Below are 14,506 nucleotides of genomic sequence, written 5' to 3'. Positions count from 1 at the left end.
TTTTTTTGTTTTTTGCCTAATAATATTTTTTCAACAAACTGTAAATCAGAACTTTAAAATCAAAAAATACTTATAATTTTATACAAAACTAACAATGTGATTACAAAACCATAAAGCCACGCCATTTGGACAAAATTGCATTTTTCAATCGTTTGCAAAATATGCGAATATAAAAAAACATGGCCTATTGTGTAAGCCATGTTTTCGGTCAAAATCGATACTGTTTTTTGATAAAATTATGACAATTTTTTGTAGCGAATACGCTTTGGTGCAACGTCGCCCAAACGCTTCTTGCGGTTCTCTTCGTAGTCCGAGAAATTGCCTTCAAAGAAATAAACTTGCGAATCGCCTTCAAACGCCAAAATGTGCGTCGCGATGCGGTCTAAGAACCAACGGTCGTGGCTGATGACTACCGCACAACCCGCAAAGTTTTCCAACGCTTCCTCCAACGCACGCAACGTATTTACGTCCAAATCGTTGGTTGGTTCGTCGAGCAACAACACGTTAGAGCCTTGTTTCAGCGTAATGGCCAAGTGTACGCGGTTACGTTCTCCACCCGACAAAATGCCTACTTTTTTCTCTTGATCTGAGCCGCTGAAGTTGAATTTGCTCACATACGCACGCGAGTTTACTTGACGGCCACCCAACATAACGTATTCCGTTCCGCCCGTAATGTTTTCAAAAACGGACTTGTTCGGGTCAAGGTCGTTGTGCTCTTGATCCACGTAGCCGAGTTGCACCGTAGGCCCAACTTCAAACGTGCCCGTATCGGGTTGTGTCTGGCCTGTAATCAAACGGAAAAGCGTAGATTTACCCGCGCCGTTTGGCCCGATTACGCCCACAATACCACCTTGCGGCAAAGCAAAACTCAAGTTTTCAAACAAAAGTTTGTCGCCGTAGGCTTTCGATATATTTTGTGCTTCAATCACTTTGCCGCCCAAACGAGGCCCCGCAGGAATGAAAAGCTCCAATTTTTCTTCTTTTTCTTTGGCTTCTTCGCCCAACATTTTGTCGTAAGCCGCCAAACGCGCTTTAGATTTCGCATGACGTGCTTTCGGTGCAAGACGTACCCATTCCAACTCGCGTTGCAATGTTTTTTGGCGTTTAGATTCCGTTTTTTCTTCTTGTGCCAAACGTTGTTGCTTTTGCTCCAACCACGACGAATAATTTCCTTTCCACGGAATACCCTCGCCTCTGTCAAGTTCCAAAATCCAGCCTGCCACGTTGTCCAAGAAATAACGGTCGTGGGTTACAGCGATTACCGTACCTTTATATTGCTTCAAATGTTGTTCGAGCCACAACACCGACTCTGCGTCCAAGTGGTTGGTTGGTTCGTCAAGTAGCAGTACATCAGGCTCTTGTAAAAGCAAACGGCACAAAGCTACGCGGCGTTTTTCACCACCCGACAAGTTCGCAACGTTGGCTTCTTGCGGCGGACAGCGCAACGCATCCATCGCACGTTCCAGGCGGTTGTCCAGTTCCCAAGCGTTTACCGCATCCAGTTTTTCTTGTACTTCGGCTTGTCTGGCCATGAGCTTGTCAAAATCAGCATCAGGGTCAGCAAATTTTTCGTTTATATCTTCAAACTCTTTAAGCAAATCCACGATGGGCTGCACGCCTTCTTCTACGATTTCTTTAACGGTTTTGTTGGGGTCAAGTTTGGGTTCTTGTTCCAGTAGCCCCACCGAGTAGCCCGCCGACCACACGATTTCGCCCTGATATTCTTTGTCCACACCAGCAATCAAGCGCAACAACGTGGACTTACCAGAGCCGTTTAGACCCAAAACCCCAATTTTTGCACCATAAAAAAACGACAAATAAATGTCTTTCAAAATGCGGCGTTGTGGTGGAATAACTTTACTCACACCAGCCATCGAGAAAATGATAGTTTCGCTCATATCTGTTTATAAAAGTTCTTTTGGTTCAATATAAAAACACTTATTATCAGTGCGTTGCGATTACGGCAACGGAATAATAAGTTCTTGGCCTAAACCGATTTGGTCACCTTTCAAGTTGTTGGTTTTCTTAATTAAATCTGCCTTCACTCCATATTTTTGGGCAATGGCCAACAGTCCGTCGCCCGACTCTACGGTATGAATGGCGCGAATCTTAATTTTTAGTTCTTGGTCGAGTTGCACCTCGTCCGAACTCATGCCATTTTCGGCTTTGATGTCGGCAGCCGACTGATTAAAGCGTGTGGCAATCTTGAAAAGCGTATCCCCCGATTTTACTTTGTAGCCGTAAGTTTGACTGCCCGAAGCCGAACCCGTATTTTTTGAAGGTTCTTTTTTAGGCTTCTCTTCTTGTTTTTTGGTTGGCTTATCGGTGGCTTGCGTTTGCTCTTGGTTGGCAGAATCCGACGGTAACACGACGGCAGGCACAGGATGACTGGCCTGAATTTCGGTCAAAATCGAAGAAGGTTCTTTTTTGCTTTGCGATATTCTAAAAAAGAAAAGACCAATAATAACCAACAAACCCACCAACACGGCCAAAAGCCAATAATTTGTACCAGACTTTGGGGTTTCGGGGGTAGGTTGTTGCGTTTGGTTTGTATCTAAAGACATATTCGGAAAATAATTTTTTATACTGTAAACAGAAAACAAAAGTTCTGTTTCGGATTAGTTGCCCTCTTCTTCGGCGGCTTCTGTGCCATCGCCTTCGCTGCCTGCGCTCTTGGCAGGGTCTTCGCCCGCTACCCAAATGTCCACCACTTCGCCAGCACGCGTTTTTGTGCCTGCGCTTGGTTTTTGTTTAATAATAGTGCCAGGCGGCAAAGTGCTTGTATTGTCATAAGTAACTACATCTATTTGCAAACCAACGCCCGTGATGGCCAATTCGGCTTCGTCGCGCGGCATTCCCACATAATTGGCGAGTTCAAATTCTGTATTTCCTTGTCCGTTGCCGACAATCAAATCAATGCGCGAACCCTTCGGAATCGGTGTTCCTTCGGCTACTTCTTGGCCGTTCCATCTTTGTTTGATAACCGAATTGAGCTGCAAATCAGGCACGTATTCCGTTTTTCCCAAAAGCAAATCATAACTCAAAAGCTCGTCTTGCGCGTTGATGAGTGTGCGGTTGAGCAAGTTTGGCATTTTTACTAAAGGCGGTTGCTTCGAATAAATTTCTACATAAATCTTGCGACCCGCTTTTACTTTTTCGTCTGGAAATGGGAATTGCTTGTGCACCGTAAACGGCTCTGCACCAGGCTTGTAAATAGAATCATCTACTACATATTCCAAATCTCTTTCGCCCAATACATTTTCCAAATCTGCCAGCCTCATACCCACGACTTTTGGCACGGTTACCGTCTCGTTGTGGTTGGTGGTGATGGGCAAATAAATATAGAAAAACGAAAGCACCATAATAACCAACATGGCTACAATGATGAGCAAGTGCAAAAGCACGTCGAAAGGCGTTTGAGCTTTAAAACTAAATTTCATGGTTTTGTGCAATGTTGTGATACAGGCCGCAAAGTACGCATTTATACCCCAAATCACCAATATTTTATTTGGTCTTTACTTGCTGAAATGGCCAGATTTGCGCCGCAACGATACAACCTATCGGGGGAAAGTGTAACTTTCGCCGTTTTTTATGTTTTATTTGGTTTGGTTTTAAACTCAATATCAAGTTGTCGTCTTTTATCATTGGCCTTGTGGCTGTTTTTGCGGTTTGCTTCCTGATTCAGATTATTTTCATCACAGGATATTTTACGCGTTTGGGTTCTTATGTCTCCTCTCCTACTGGCACGGCTACGCCTTCGCGCATGGGGATTTCGGTGGTTTGTTGCGCACACAACGAAACCGAAAACTTACAAAAACTCATTCCTGCGCTGCTGGCACAGCAATATCCCAACTTTGAAATTATTATCGTGGACGACCGCTCTGGCGACGAAATGTATGATTATATGCTGGCGTTGGAAAGGCAAGAGAAAAAAGTAAAGCTCGTGCGCATAGACCACACACCCGACGGCATGAATTTCAAAAAATTTGCGCTCACGATGGGCATCAAAGCCGCACAATTTCCGCACGTGCTGCTGACCGATGCCGATTGCCTGCCAGCCTCCGAACACTGGATTGCGCAAATGGCGGCTTGCTTCACGCCCGAAACCAAAATTGTGTTGGGTTATTCGCTTTACAGACCTTACAAAGGCTTGCTCAATGCCCTGATTCGTTACGAAACGCTTTTCACTTGCACGCAATATTTGTCGATGGCCATCGCCCGAAACCCATACATGGGCATTGGCCGCAATTTGGCCTATACCAAAGATATTTTCTTGGAAAATAAAGGCTTTTTTGAACACATCGCCATTACGGGTGGCGACGATGATTTGTTTATCAATAGAGTAGCAACTACTTCTAATACAGCTATTTGTATTTCGCCCGAAAGCCTTACTTGGTCAGAACCGAAGCACACATTTAAGACTTGGTATAGACAAAAGCAACGCCATTTGAGCGTAGGCAAATATTATCGCCTAAAAGACCAATGGTGGTTGGGGCTGCTTTCGCTCTCGCACGTGGGCGTGTGGGTGGCTGGCCTGTGGCTTTGCGCGATGCCCGAACCGTTTTGGGCGATTGGCTTGGCGGGGTTGGTGCTGCGCAGCGGCTTGCATACTTGGACGATGGCACGCAACGCACGTAAGCTCAACGAAACATTGGGCTGGTACATGATGCCACTTTTAGACTTTTTACAAGTGCTTTATCCTGTGTTTTTTACAGTGCCTGCGCTGATTCTGCGCCGCAAATCTTGGAACTAATTTTTTGATAAAAGAAGAAATTTGTGCTCATTTTTTAGTTACAAACTTCTTCTTTTTGAGTAATATTAAACCTATTTATAATCACAAATGCAATAACAGTTATAAAAAATATAATACGGGTTTCCATATCAAACTTTTCAGTTAAATTGTCCATTAGAGGGGTGTACATGATGAGGTTTTCTATTCCAATAAGCAGTAAAATGATTATAATTTCTGCTTTTTGATATTGTAATTTTAATAAATTTTGAGACCTCATTAAAAAATAACCTAAAAAAGCAATTATTTGCGTATAACCCCAAATTCTACCTGTATCCCAAGCTATTGCATGCAAACCAAGAGGTAAAATACAAATCAATACATAAATAGAATACAGTATTATGTTAGTTTTATTTTTTTCTATTTTTTCCCAAGACAACCATATTATTACAAACAAAGGCAATCCTACTTTAAAAATAAGAGTTGGCTCAAATATTCTTGCCCAAAAATAGATTCTTTGTTCATTAATATAATCTAAAAAAGAATGAGTAAATCCATCTGCTACAATAAAATCTCTATTTTCTTTAATAAAATCAAATTTTTGTAAATGATTTTGAAGAACTTCCATCGAAATACTGCTATTTTTATTTGATATATATATCAGTAAAAAAACGACAATCGGAATAATAAGTAGTTCAAAAAACGATTGAATTTTCTTTTTTATATCATCATCTCGAAACTTTATCATTACATAAAACGTAGCCAAAGGTAAGCACATAATCAGAGATGATTCATGTGTAAGAATACCCAAAGCCAGTACCATAGAAGCAAATATTAAATAATTTCTGCTTATTAGAAGAAACGAAAGTATTACAATTAAAATAAGTATATTGTCATAGTAACCCATAAAATGAGCAGAAAAAACAATATAACTGGAAGAAAAGAAACTTAATAAAATAACATAATCATCAAAGTAAAAATCTGACAATTTTATAATTTTATAAGCCAAAAAAAATAATGCAGCACAGAAAATCAAAAACAAAATAATTGATATGAAAATTATTTTACTTTCCATATTCTCACCACTTGGAAATAAAACATTTAAAAAAGCACCGGGCAAAGCACGTTTTATAAACCCAAATTGATAACCAATGAGCCAATGTGCTTCAGCAAAATCATTAGGCAAACGAAAGGCTTTTGATATTGTAAATACCAAAGAAAGAAATAGAATAATCAGATAAGACTTTTGAGCTTTCATGTTTTATAAATCGCTATATGGTTTAGAATAATATTTTTTTAGTAAATACGGTATTATGTATAATTTATTACAACAATACCATATTTTTTTTAAAATATCTCAAAACGTGTCTATAAATTTTATTTTAAAGTTGTTTAACCTACTGTACTTTTGTCGTTACAATAAATTTATAAAAGAATGAAAACAGATAATCTTCTGGACGAATATATAGAGGTGCACACTACGCCCGAAACACCACTACTTCAACAACTTACACGCGAAACTTACGCCAAAGTGCTCATGCCGCGCATGATTTCGGGGCATTTGCAAGGCCGTGTGCTGTCCATGATTACGCACATGATGCGCCCTGCGCGTGTGCTGGAAATCGGAACGTTTACGGGTTATTCTACGCTTTGCCTTGCCGAAGGTTTGCCCGAAGGCGGCTTGCTGCACACCATCGACATCAACGAGGAGTTGGAAGACATGGTACGCGATTATATACAAAAAGCTGGTTTTCAGGATAAAATCATTCAGCACATTGGCGCGGCGGCTGGAATTATCCCGACGCTTACCGATGCGTTTGACTTGGTGTTCATTGATGCCGACAAAGTAAATAATGGCCTGTATTACGACCTCGTTTTTGATAAAGTGAAACAAGGCGGCTTTATCATCATCGACAATGTACTTTGGAACGGGAAAGTAGCAGGCGAGCCAGATCGCAAAATTGACAAAGATACCCAACGTATTTTGGATTTTAATAAAAAAGTAATCGAAGATACGCGCGTAGAAAGTGTAATGTTACCGATTCGCGACGGCCTGACCGTAGTACGCAAGCGATAGAAACGATTTTTATAATTTACTCAAAATAAGGGCTTTATTACGTGCTTTGGTGGCTTGCTTTGGCGCGTTCGGCTTGTGGTCTGAATTGTTTTTAGTAAATTTGCCGTCCTTTTGAGCGAACTACTATGCTCAACTTTTGTTATTTTAGTGGAAATATTGGTTTATGAAAAAAGTAGCTTTTTATACTTTGGGCTGCAAGCTCAATTACTCGGAAACATCTACGATTGCGCGTTCGTTTGAGCAGCGCGGCCACCAGCGCGTGGAGTTCACGGATGCCGCCGACGTTTATATTATTAACACTTGTTCGGTAACAGAAAACGCCGACAAGAAATGCCGCAAAGTTGTAAAAGAAGCCTTAAAACATTCTCCAAACGCCTATATTGCTATTGTGGGTTGTTATGCGCAGCTCAAACCCGAAGAAATCGCCAACATTGAAGGCGTGGACGCGGTGCTGGGTGCTGCCGAAAAATTCCGACTCATGGATTTGATTGATACTTTTGAGAAAAAACAAGGCCGTGCCGATATTTTCGCGCAAGATATTTCGGCAGCCAATCAATATAACACCGCGTACTCACTCAACGACCGCACCCGTACTTTCCTGAAAGTGCAAGACGGTTGCGACTATTCGTGCTCGTTTTGTACTATTCCAATGGCCAGAGGCGGCAGCCGTTCGGATAGTGTAGTTAATATCGTGAAAGCTGCGCAGGACATTGCCCAAAATGCCGACGTAAAAGAAATCGTGCTGACGGGCGTAAATATTGGCGATTTTGGTTTGCAAAACGAAATTCGTGTGGAACGTTTCGTGGATTTGGCGCGTGCGCTGGACGAGGTGGAAGGCATTGAGCGTTTCCGTATTTCGTCTATCGAACCAAACTTGCTTACCGACGAAATCATTGAATTTGTGGCTTCTTCCAACAGATTTGTACCACATTTTCATATTCCGTTGCAGTCGGGCAACAACAAAACATTGGCCGCCATGCGTCGCCGCTACAAACGCGAACTTTACGCGCAACGTGTAGCCAAAATCAAGGAAGTAATGCCGCATTGCTGTATTGGCGTAGATGTGATTGTGGGCTTCCCTGGCGAAACCGACGAAGATTTCTTGGATACTTATCAGTTCCTTAACGAATTGGATATTTCGTATTTGCACGTGTTTACTTACTCGGAACGTGCCAACACGCAGGCCTTAGACATTAAGCCCGTCGTGCCGATGCACAAGCGCAACGAACGTTCCAAAATGTTGCATATTCTTTCCGACAAAAAAAGAAGATATTTTTACGAACAACAATTAGGCAAATCGGCTACCGTGCTGTTCGAACAAGACATTGAAGAAGGGCAAATGTTTGGCTTTACGGAAAATTATGTACGCGTAACGGCCAAGTATGACCCGCTGTTAGTGAACGAGTTAAAAACGCTTACGCTTACGAAAATCAATGAAAATGGCCACGTGGAAGCCACAGAAGCCGACGAGGTGTTTACACACTAAGATTTAACTACTATAAACCTCAAATACCTATCACCATGAATATTATTTCGTTTTTTATCGGAGTAGTTGCCGCGCTCTTGCTCATTGTTTCCATTTACGTGCCTTCGCTTATTTGGCTCAGTGGAATGGCCTTGCCTATCGCTACGCTGGGGGCGTTCATTGGGGCAATGTCCAAATATTATAAGGTCGGAGCTGCGCTCAATTTGTTGGTGATAGTGCTTATTTTATGGTGGTTCTGGACGGCAGAAAACATTTTGCCAATTGATGTGAATTTTAAATAAACAATAGGCATACACGCTAAATTTTATCTACTCAACCAATTGATATACAATAATATGCCTCATATACTTCTCGTGGACGATGAGCGTAGCATTCGCAGCACGCTCCGCGAAATATTAGAATACGAAAACTACACCATAGACGAAGCCAAAGACGGTGAAGAAGCCATCGCTTTGCTCGAAAAAAACGAGTATGATGTAGTGCTTTGCGATATAAAAATGCCCAAAATGGACGGTATGGAAGTGCTGGCCAAAGCCAAAGAAATGGGAAAAGATGCCCAATTTATTATGGTTTCGGCGCACGGCTCTATCGAAACGGCGGTGGAAGCCACCAAAAAAGGAGCTTATGATTTTATTCAAAAGCCACCCGATTTGAACCGCTTGTTACTGACGGTGCGCAATGCGCTGGACAAATCCAAATTGGTAACCGAAACGAAAGTTTTGAAGAAAAAAATAGGCAAAACAAGCCAAATGATAGGCCAGTCGCCTGCCATGATGCGCGTGAAAGATGCCATTGACAAAGTAGCCCCAACGGAAGCACGTGTACTAATTCTGGGGCCAAATGGTGCAGGAAAAGAGCTGGTAGCAAGAGAGTTGCATGGCAAAAGCAGTCGCGCTGCGCAACCACTCGTAGAAGTAAACTGTGCGGCCATTCCGTCCGAGCTTATCGAAAGCGAACTTTTCGGACACGAAAAAGGCGCATTCACGTCGGCCATTAAGCAGCGCATCGGCAAGTTTGAACAGGCCAGCGGCGGCACGCTTTTCTTGGACGAAATCGGAGACATGAGCCTTTCGGCGCAAGCCAAAGTGCTACGCGCTTTGCAAGAACACAAGATTACGCGCGTGGGTGGCGAAAAAGAAATCAAAGTAGATGTGCGCGTGTTTGCAGCTACCAACAAAGATTTGCGCAAAGAAATAGAAGAAGGCCGTTTCCGTGAAGATTTGTACCATCGCCTTAGCGTGATTGTGGTGCAAGTGCCATCGCTGGCGCAACGTGCCGAAGACATTCCGCTTTTGGTAGAAAAATTCTTACAAGATATCGCCGACGACTATGGCAACGCACCCAAGAAAATTGCGCCCAAAGCCCTCGAATACCTGCAAACCCTTCCTTGGACGGGCAATATTCGGGAGCTTCGCAACGTAGTAGAACGTCTGGTCATTCTTTCGGGCAAAGAAATTACGCTCGAAGATGCGCAAGCGCACGCAACGGTAAGCCGTTTCTAAAATTTTAGTGTAGTTTTGAGTTCAAAACATTGTTTTAAATTTTTGTAAAATAGCCTTTCATGTCTATTGCTGTTCAAAATTTGATTAAGACCTACGGCACTCAAAACGCCGTTGATGATATTTCTTTCGAGGTAAAAAAAGGAGAAGTGCTGGGCTTTTTGGGGCCAAATGGTGCGGGCAAATCCACGACCATGAAAATTGCCACTTGCTATTTGCCACCAACGTCGGGCAGCGTGCAGATTTGCGGTTTGGATGTACAAGAAAACGCCTTAGAAGTTCGCCGCAAAGTGGGGTATTTACCCGAACACAACCCACTGTATTTGGATATGTTCGTGCGTGAGTATCTGGAATTTTCGGGTTCTATTTACGGGATTTCGGGCAAAACACTGAACCAACGCATCGGGGAAGTAGTTGAACAAACGGGACTTAGCATCGAACAAAACAAAAAAATTGGGGCTTTGTCCAAAGGCTACCGCCAACGTGTAGGGCTGGCGCAAGTGCTGATTCATAACCCTGAAGTGTTGATTTTGGACGAACCGACCACAGGCCTTGACCCCAACCAAATCGTTGAGATTCGACAATTGATTAAAAATATTGGCAAAGAAAAAACGGTGATTTTCTCCACGCACATCATGCAGGAAGTGCAGGCACTTTGCGACCGCGTGGTTATTATTAATCGTGGTAAAATCGTGGCCGATAGCCCCGTGAGTAGCCTACAAAACAACTCACAAGGCAAGGCCATTATTACCGCCGAATTTGATGCCGATGTGGACACCAAACTTTTGCAAAGCATTGCTGGTGTAGTAAGTGTAAAACACTTGAAAACAGGTGTTTATCAGATTACAGAACAAGCGGGTGCAGACGTTCGCGGTTCTGTTTTTAAACTGGCAACCGCCCAAAACTGGACGCTGCTCGGCCTGAAACAAGAAGAAAATTCTTTGGAAAAAATCTTCCACGACCTCACCGTCCAAAAAGATTAATTCAGAATAAATATAAAAGTAAAAGCCGCTCGCAACATTCTGCAAGCGGCTTTTTTTATTGACAAGGAAATCAAATCGTTATTTTGTAATCGTGCGTTGCTCGATGCGTTTTTCGTAGTCTTTCCCCTGAAAAATACGTTGCACATAAATGCCTGGCACGTGTACCAGATTCGGGTCAAGCTCACCAGCTGGCACTAATTCTTCCACTTCCGCAATCGTGATTTTGCCTGCGGCAGCCATCATCGGATTAAAGTTGCGGGCAGTGCCTTTGAATACCAAATTACCTGCGGTATCGCCTTTCCAAGCCTTCACAATTGCAAAATCAGCTTTCAGCCACTGTTCCATCAGATAGGTTTTGCCATCAAAAACGCGTGTTTCTTTGCCTTCGGCTACTTCCGTGCCCACACCCGCAGGCGTAAAAAAGGCAGGAATACCCGCGCCACCCGCACGAATGCGCTCGGCTAACGTACCTTGTGGCAACAATTCCACTTCCAATTCTCCCGACAAAAGCTGGCGTTCAAACTCGGCGTTTTCGCCCACATACGAGGAAATCATTTTGCGAACTTGGCGTGTTTTGAGCATCAGGCCAATGCCAAAATCATCAACACCCGCATTGTTAGAAATGCAAGTAAGGCCTTTCACGCCGCTGCGCAAGAGTGCCGCAATGCTATTTTCGGGAATCCCGCACAAACCAAAACCGCCCAACATGAGCACAGCACCGTCTTTGATGTCGGCGACAGCTTCGTCTGCACCACTAATTACTTTATTTATCATTTCTCAAATAAGTTAAAGTTCTTGTAAAAATCCGCAAAGAAAACGTTTGCCAAAAATACAAACTTCCTTCAAAAAATCTTATTCTTTTCGCAAATCTTTGGGCAAAATCCGTAGCGAGTCGCAGCCCTGCGCCAAATCAATCAGTTGTTCGTAGCGTTGGAGTTGCTGCGAATAATTGTACAAATAAGCTCCTTGTGCCGCTTTATTGATGCCGCCCACGTAGTAACGTTCCAGCCAAGGCAATACGGTAATGGCCGCACTCAAAAAATTGTAATTCAAACCCGTAGCCACAAACAAATACACAAATACGCCATTGATAGCCAATGAATTAATCGCATTTCGGGTGTCGTGGGCATACAGTTGCCCCGCCCCAGGCAAAATGATACTCAAGATTTTAGCCAAAGTAACATTCTTTCTGCGAGCTGTTTTTTGCTGCTCAAAAATGGTTTTGATGGCCTGCTGCTGCGCGGGGCAATCGGCGGCGGTATTGAGCAAATGCAGTTGCGATTGTTCAAAATTTTCTAAAGCAAAATACGTCAAGCCCAAATACAGTTCGCGACGACGGCGAAGCTGTGGCGGAATTTGGCGCGGCATATTGTAAAGCTCTTGGGCGGCGTGGTCGTATTGATAATTGGTAAGCAATGTTAAGGATTTTGCCAAAATAATTTCGGCGCGTAGGCTGTCGGTTGTGGCGGCAGCATAGGCCAAATCGTAATATTGCTTGGCGCGGTCGGGTTGTTGTGTTTGGGCGAAACAATCGGCCACTTTGGCGTAACAATAAGCCGTATTTTTTTTGGCAGAATCAAAAAAAATGACGCGTAAATAATGGCTACTTGCTTGCGAGAATTGGCCTTTGCTCCATGCCGAATCTGCCAACACTAAGGTTTGGTCAAGGGTCTGCGCTGAAGTTTTATACAGACTTATCCATACACACAAGACTACTAAAAACCAATATCTTAACATAGTTATCCACAAAAAAAACTGCGCATCAAATCTTTGTGGAAAAGAATTTTAATGCGCAGCTTATTATTCGTTTTATTTCAAAATCTTGAAGCCTTATTCCAACACAACGCCCATCGACGAGAATTTGTCAATGCGTTCGTTGATGCGTTCTTGCGGCGAAAGTTTATTAAGCTCAGCCGTATGTTCCAAAATCGCTTTTTTGAGGATTTGCGCCATCGCGATTGGGTCGGCGTGTGCCCCTCCAAGCGGCTCAGGCACGATGCCATCCACCAATTTATTTTCGAGCATATCCGTAGCCGTAAGTTTGAGGGCTTCGGCGGCTTGCTCCTTAAAATTCCAAGTTCTCCAAAGAATAGTCGAACAGTTTTCGGGCGAAATAACTGAGTACCAAGAGTTTTCGAGCATTAGCACGCGGTCGCCGATACCGATTCCCAACGCGCCACCCGAAGCACCTTCGCCGATGATGATACAAATCACAGGCACTTTGAGCATGAACATTTCGCGGAGGTTGTGCGCGATTGCCTCTCCTTGTCCGCGTTCTTCGGCCTCAAGCCCCGGAAATGCGCCTGGCGTGTCGATAAGCGTAATGATAGGTTTCCCGAATTTTTCGGCCAAACGCATCAGGCGCAACGCCTTGCGATAGCCTTCAGGATTGGCCATCCCGAAATTGCGGTACTGGCGTTGTTTGGTATTGCGGCCTTTTTGGTGACCGATGAGCATAAACGACTGGCCGTCTATTTCCCCAAAACCACCTACGATGGCTTTGTCGTCGGCTACTTGGCGGTCGCCGTGTAGCTCAATGAACTTATCGGCAATCGTTTGGATATAATCCAACGTATAAGGACGGTCTGGGTGGCGCGAAAGTTGTACACGCTGCCAGCGCGTCAGGTTGCGATAAGTATCTTCTTTGAGTTTAATAATTTTCTCTTCCAATGCTTTTACGGCTTCTGACACATCTACATTGCTTTCCTGAGCAAGTTGTTTCATGTCAGCTAATTTGGATTCTAACTCAAAAATGGGTTTTTCAAAATCTAAAAGCATATTAGCAGTAGGTCTGTTTCGATAATAATATTAAAATTTCGATACGTCCGATGTGTGTTAGCAAATGCTTTGCGCTCAACACAAGCGACAAATTTAGTATAAAACTTGACTGAAAAACATCATCAACACGCTATTATTTGCAATTAAGTGCCTAAAATACAGCATTACATAAGATTTGTATTTTTTTATCTATGTTTAATTAAATTAAAAATAATGCACTTCTTTCCTAAAACGCCACAAACAACCGTACTTTTGCGCCATTACTTTTTTAGCACGAATTATGAGCATTGCCCAAAATATCGCAGACATTGAAAAAACATTAGAAGGCACCAGTTGTCGCCTGATTGCCGTGAGCAAAACCAAACCCGCCAGTGCCATTGCCGAAGCCTACGAGGCTGGCTTTAGGCGTTTTGGGGAAAATAAAGTGCAGGAAATGGCCGACAAATACGAGGAACTGCCCAAAGACATCGAGTGGCATTTGATTGGGCATTTGCAAAGCAACAAAGTAAAATATATTGCGCCATTCGTGAGCCTGATTCATTCGGTGGACAGCCTCAAACTATTGGCCGAAATCAATAAACAAGCCGCCAAAGCTGGCCGCCAAATTCCGTGTCTGTTGCAAATTTTTATTGCCCAAGAAGAAACAAAGTTTGGACTTTCGGAAACAGAAGCCATTGATTTACTGCAATCTGCGGAGTTTGACACGCTGGAAAATATCCGTATTGTTGGGCTAATGGGCATGGCCTCCAACACCGACAACAACGCACAAATTCGCCAAGAGTTCAAAGGCCTCAAACAATTTTTTGACCGCTTGGCACAAACCATACAGCACCCGCGCGTGCAAATGCAAGAACTTTCGATGGGCATGAGCGGCGATTATTTGATGGCCGCGCAGGAAGGAAGTACGCTTGTGCGGGTCGGGAGTGCCATTTTCGGCCACCGATAAACAAAACA

The 14,506-nt window shown here is 43.4% G+C and carries 14 protein-coding genes; 7 read left to right on the top strand and 7 right to left on the bottom strand.

Features of this window, described 5'->3' with window-relative positions; genetic code table 11:
- Positions 1 to 236 precede the first annotated feature (236 nt).
- From ettA to BM090_RS12180, 3 genes are read right to left on the bottom strand one after another with little or no spacing between them, the layout of a single operon-like run.
- Complete coding sequence (gene ettA / locus BM090_RS12190; RefSeq protein ID WP_091513241.1) at positions 237 to 1,898, bottom strand: energy-dependent translational throttle protein EttA; 1,662 nt, start codon at positions 1,896 to 1,898, stop codon at positions 237 to 239.
- A 60-nt stretch (positions 1,899 to 1,958) separates the two neighbouring features.
- Entirely contained in the window at positions 1,959 to 2,564 is a 606-nt protein-coding gene (locus tag BM090_RS12185) for a LysM peptidoglycan-binding domain-containing protein (RefSeq protein WP_091513237.1), read from the bottom strand.
- Between the two features lie 54 nt (positions 2,565 to 2,618).
- Positions 2,619 to 3,440 (bottom strand): PASTA domain-containing protein, encoded by an 822-nt coding sequence (locus tag BM090_RS12180; RefSeq protein ID WP_091513229.1) that lies wholly within the window; start codon positions 3,438 to 3,440, stop codon positions 2,619 to 2,621.
- A gap of 188 nt (positions 3,441 to 3,628) precedes the next feature.
- On the opposite strand from BM090_RS12180, the gene BM090_RS12175 reads away from it, so the two are divergent.
- The gene (locus BM090_RS12175; protein WP_091513225.1) at positions 3,629 to 4,753 is read left to right on the top strand and encodes a glycosyltransferase; all 1,125 of its coding nucleotides are present in this window, start codon (positions 3,629 to 3,631) and stop codon (positions 4,751 to 4,753) included.
- A 34-nt stretch (positions 4,754 to 4,787) separates the two neighbouring features.
- Here the strand turns inward: BM090_RS12175 and BM090_RS12170 are convergent, their stop codons facing one another.
- Positions 4,788 to 5,987 (bottom strand): hypothetical protein, encoded by a 1,200-nt coding sequence (locus BM090_RS12170; RefSeq protein WP_091513222.1) that lies wholly within the window; start codon positions 5,985 to 5,987, stop codon positions 4,788 to 4,790.
- Between the two features lie 177 nt (positions 5,988 to 6,164).
- Between BM090_RS12170 and BM090_RS12165 the strand changes: the two genes are divergently transcribed.
- From BM090_RS12165 to gldA, 5 genes are all read left to right on the top strand, one after another.
- Complete coding sequence (locus BM090_RS12165) at positions 6,165 to 6,806, top strand: O-methyltransferase (RefSeq protein WP_091513220.1); 642 nt, start codon at positions 6,165 to 6,167, stop codon at positions 6,804 to 6,806.
- A 163-nt stretch (positions 6,807 to 6,969) separates the two neighbouring features.
- A complete protein-coding gene (gene mtaB, locus BM090_RS12160; protein WP_091513216.1) occupies positions 6,970 to 8,292 on the top strand; it encodes a tRNA (N(6)-L-threonylcarbamoyladenosine(37)-C(2))-methylthiotransferase MtaB in 1,323 nt (440 codons plus the stop codon).
- Positions 8,293 to 8,327: 35 nt separating this feature from the next.
- Complete coding sequence (locus tag BM090_RS12155) at positions 8,328 to 8,573, top strand: hypothetical protein (RefSeq protein ID WP_091513213.1); 246 nt, start codon at positions 8,328 to 8,330, stop codon at positions 8,571 to 8,573.
- Positions 8,574 to 8,627: 54 nt separating this feature from the next.
- Positions 8,628 to 9,794 carry a sigma-54-dependent transcriptional regulator gene (locus tag BM090_RS12150; protein WP_091513209.1) on the top strand — a complete coding sequence of 389 codons (1,167 nt, stop codon included), beginning with the start codon at positions 8,628 to 8,630 and terminating at the stop codon, positions 9,792 to 9,794.
- Positions 9,795 to 9,853: 59 nt separating this feature from the next.
- On the top strand, positions 9,854 to 10,774 hold the full coding sequence (gene gldA / locus BM090_RS12145; RefSeq protein WP_091513206.1) for a gliding motility-associated ABC transporter ATP-binding subunit GldA: 921 nt from the start codon (positions 9,854 to 9,856) through the stop codon (positions 10,772 to 10,774).
- A gap of 78 nt (positions 10,775 to 10,852) precedes the next feature.
- Here gldA and BM090_RS12140 read toward each other — a convergent pair whose 3' ends face one another.
- The 3 genes from BM090_RS12140 to BM090_RS12130 form a co-directional block, all read right to left on the bottom strand.
- A complete protein-coding gene (locus tag BM090_RS12140; RefSeq protein WP_091513203.1) occupies positions 10,853 to 11,548 on the bottom strand; it encodes a CoA transferase subunit A in 696 nt (231 codons plus the stop codon).
- A 78-nt stretch (positions 11,549 to 11,626) separates the two neighbouring features.
- Entirely contained in the window at positions 11,627 to 12,511 is an 885-nt protein-coding gene (locus BM090_RS12135; RefSeq protein ID WP_091513199.1) for a hypothetical protein, read from the bottom strand.
- 93 nt (positions 12,512 to 12,604) lie between these two features.
- The gene (locus tag BM090_RS12130) at positions 12,605 to 13,552 is read right to left on the bottom strand and encodes an acetyl-CoA carboxylase carboxyltransferase subunit alpha (protein WP_091513195.1); all 948 of its coding nucleotides are present in this window, start codon (positions 13,550 to 13,552) and stop codon (positions 12,605 to 12,607) included.
- Between the two features lie 280 nt (positions 13,553 to 13,832).
- Between BM090_RS12130 and BM090_RS12125 the strand changes: the two genes are divergently transcribed.
- Positions 13,833 to 14,498 (top strand): YggS family pyridoxal phosphate-dependent enzyme, encoded by a 666-nt coding sequence (locus BM090_RS12125; RefSeq protein ID WP_091513192.1) that lies wholly within the window; start codon positions 13,833 to 13,835, stop codon positions 14,496 to 14,498.
- Positions 14,499 to 14,506 lie beyond the last annotated feature (8 nt).

This window comes from Flexibacter flexilis DSM 6793 (assembly GCF_900112255.1).
Lineage (GTDB): Bacteria > Bacteroidota > Bacteroidia > Cytophagales > Flexibacteraceae > Flexibacter > Flexibacter flexilis.
This window is presented reverse-complemented; position numbering and strand designations above follow the sequence as displayed.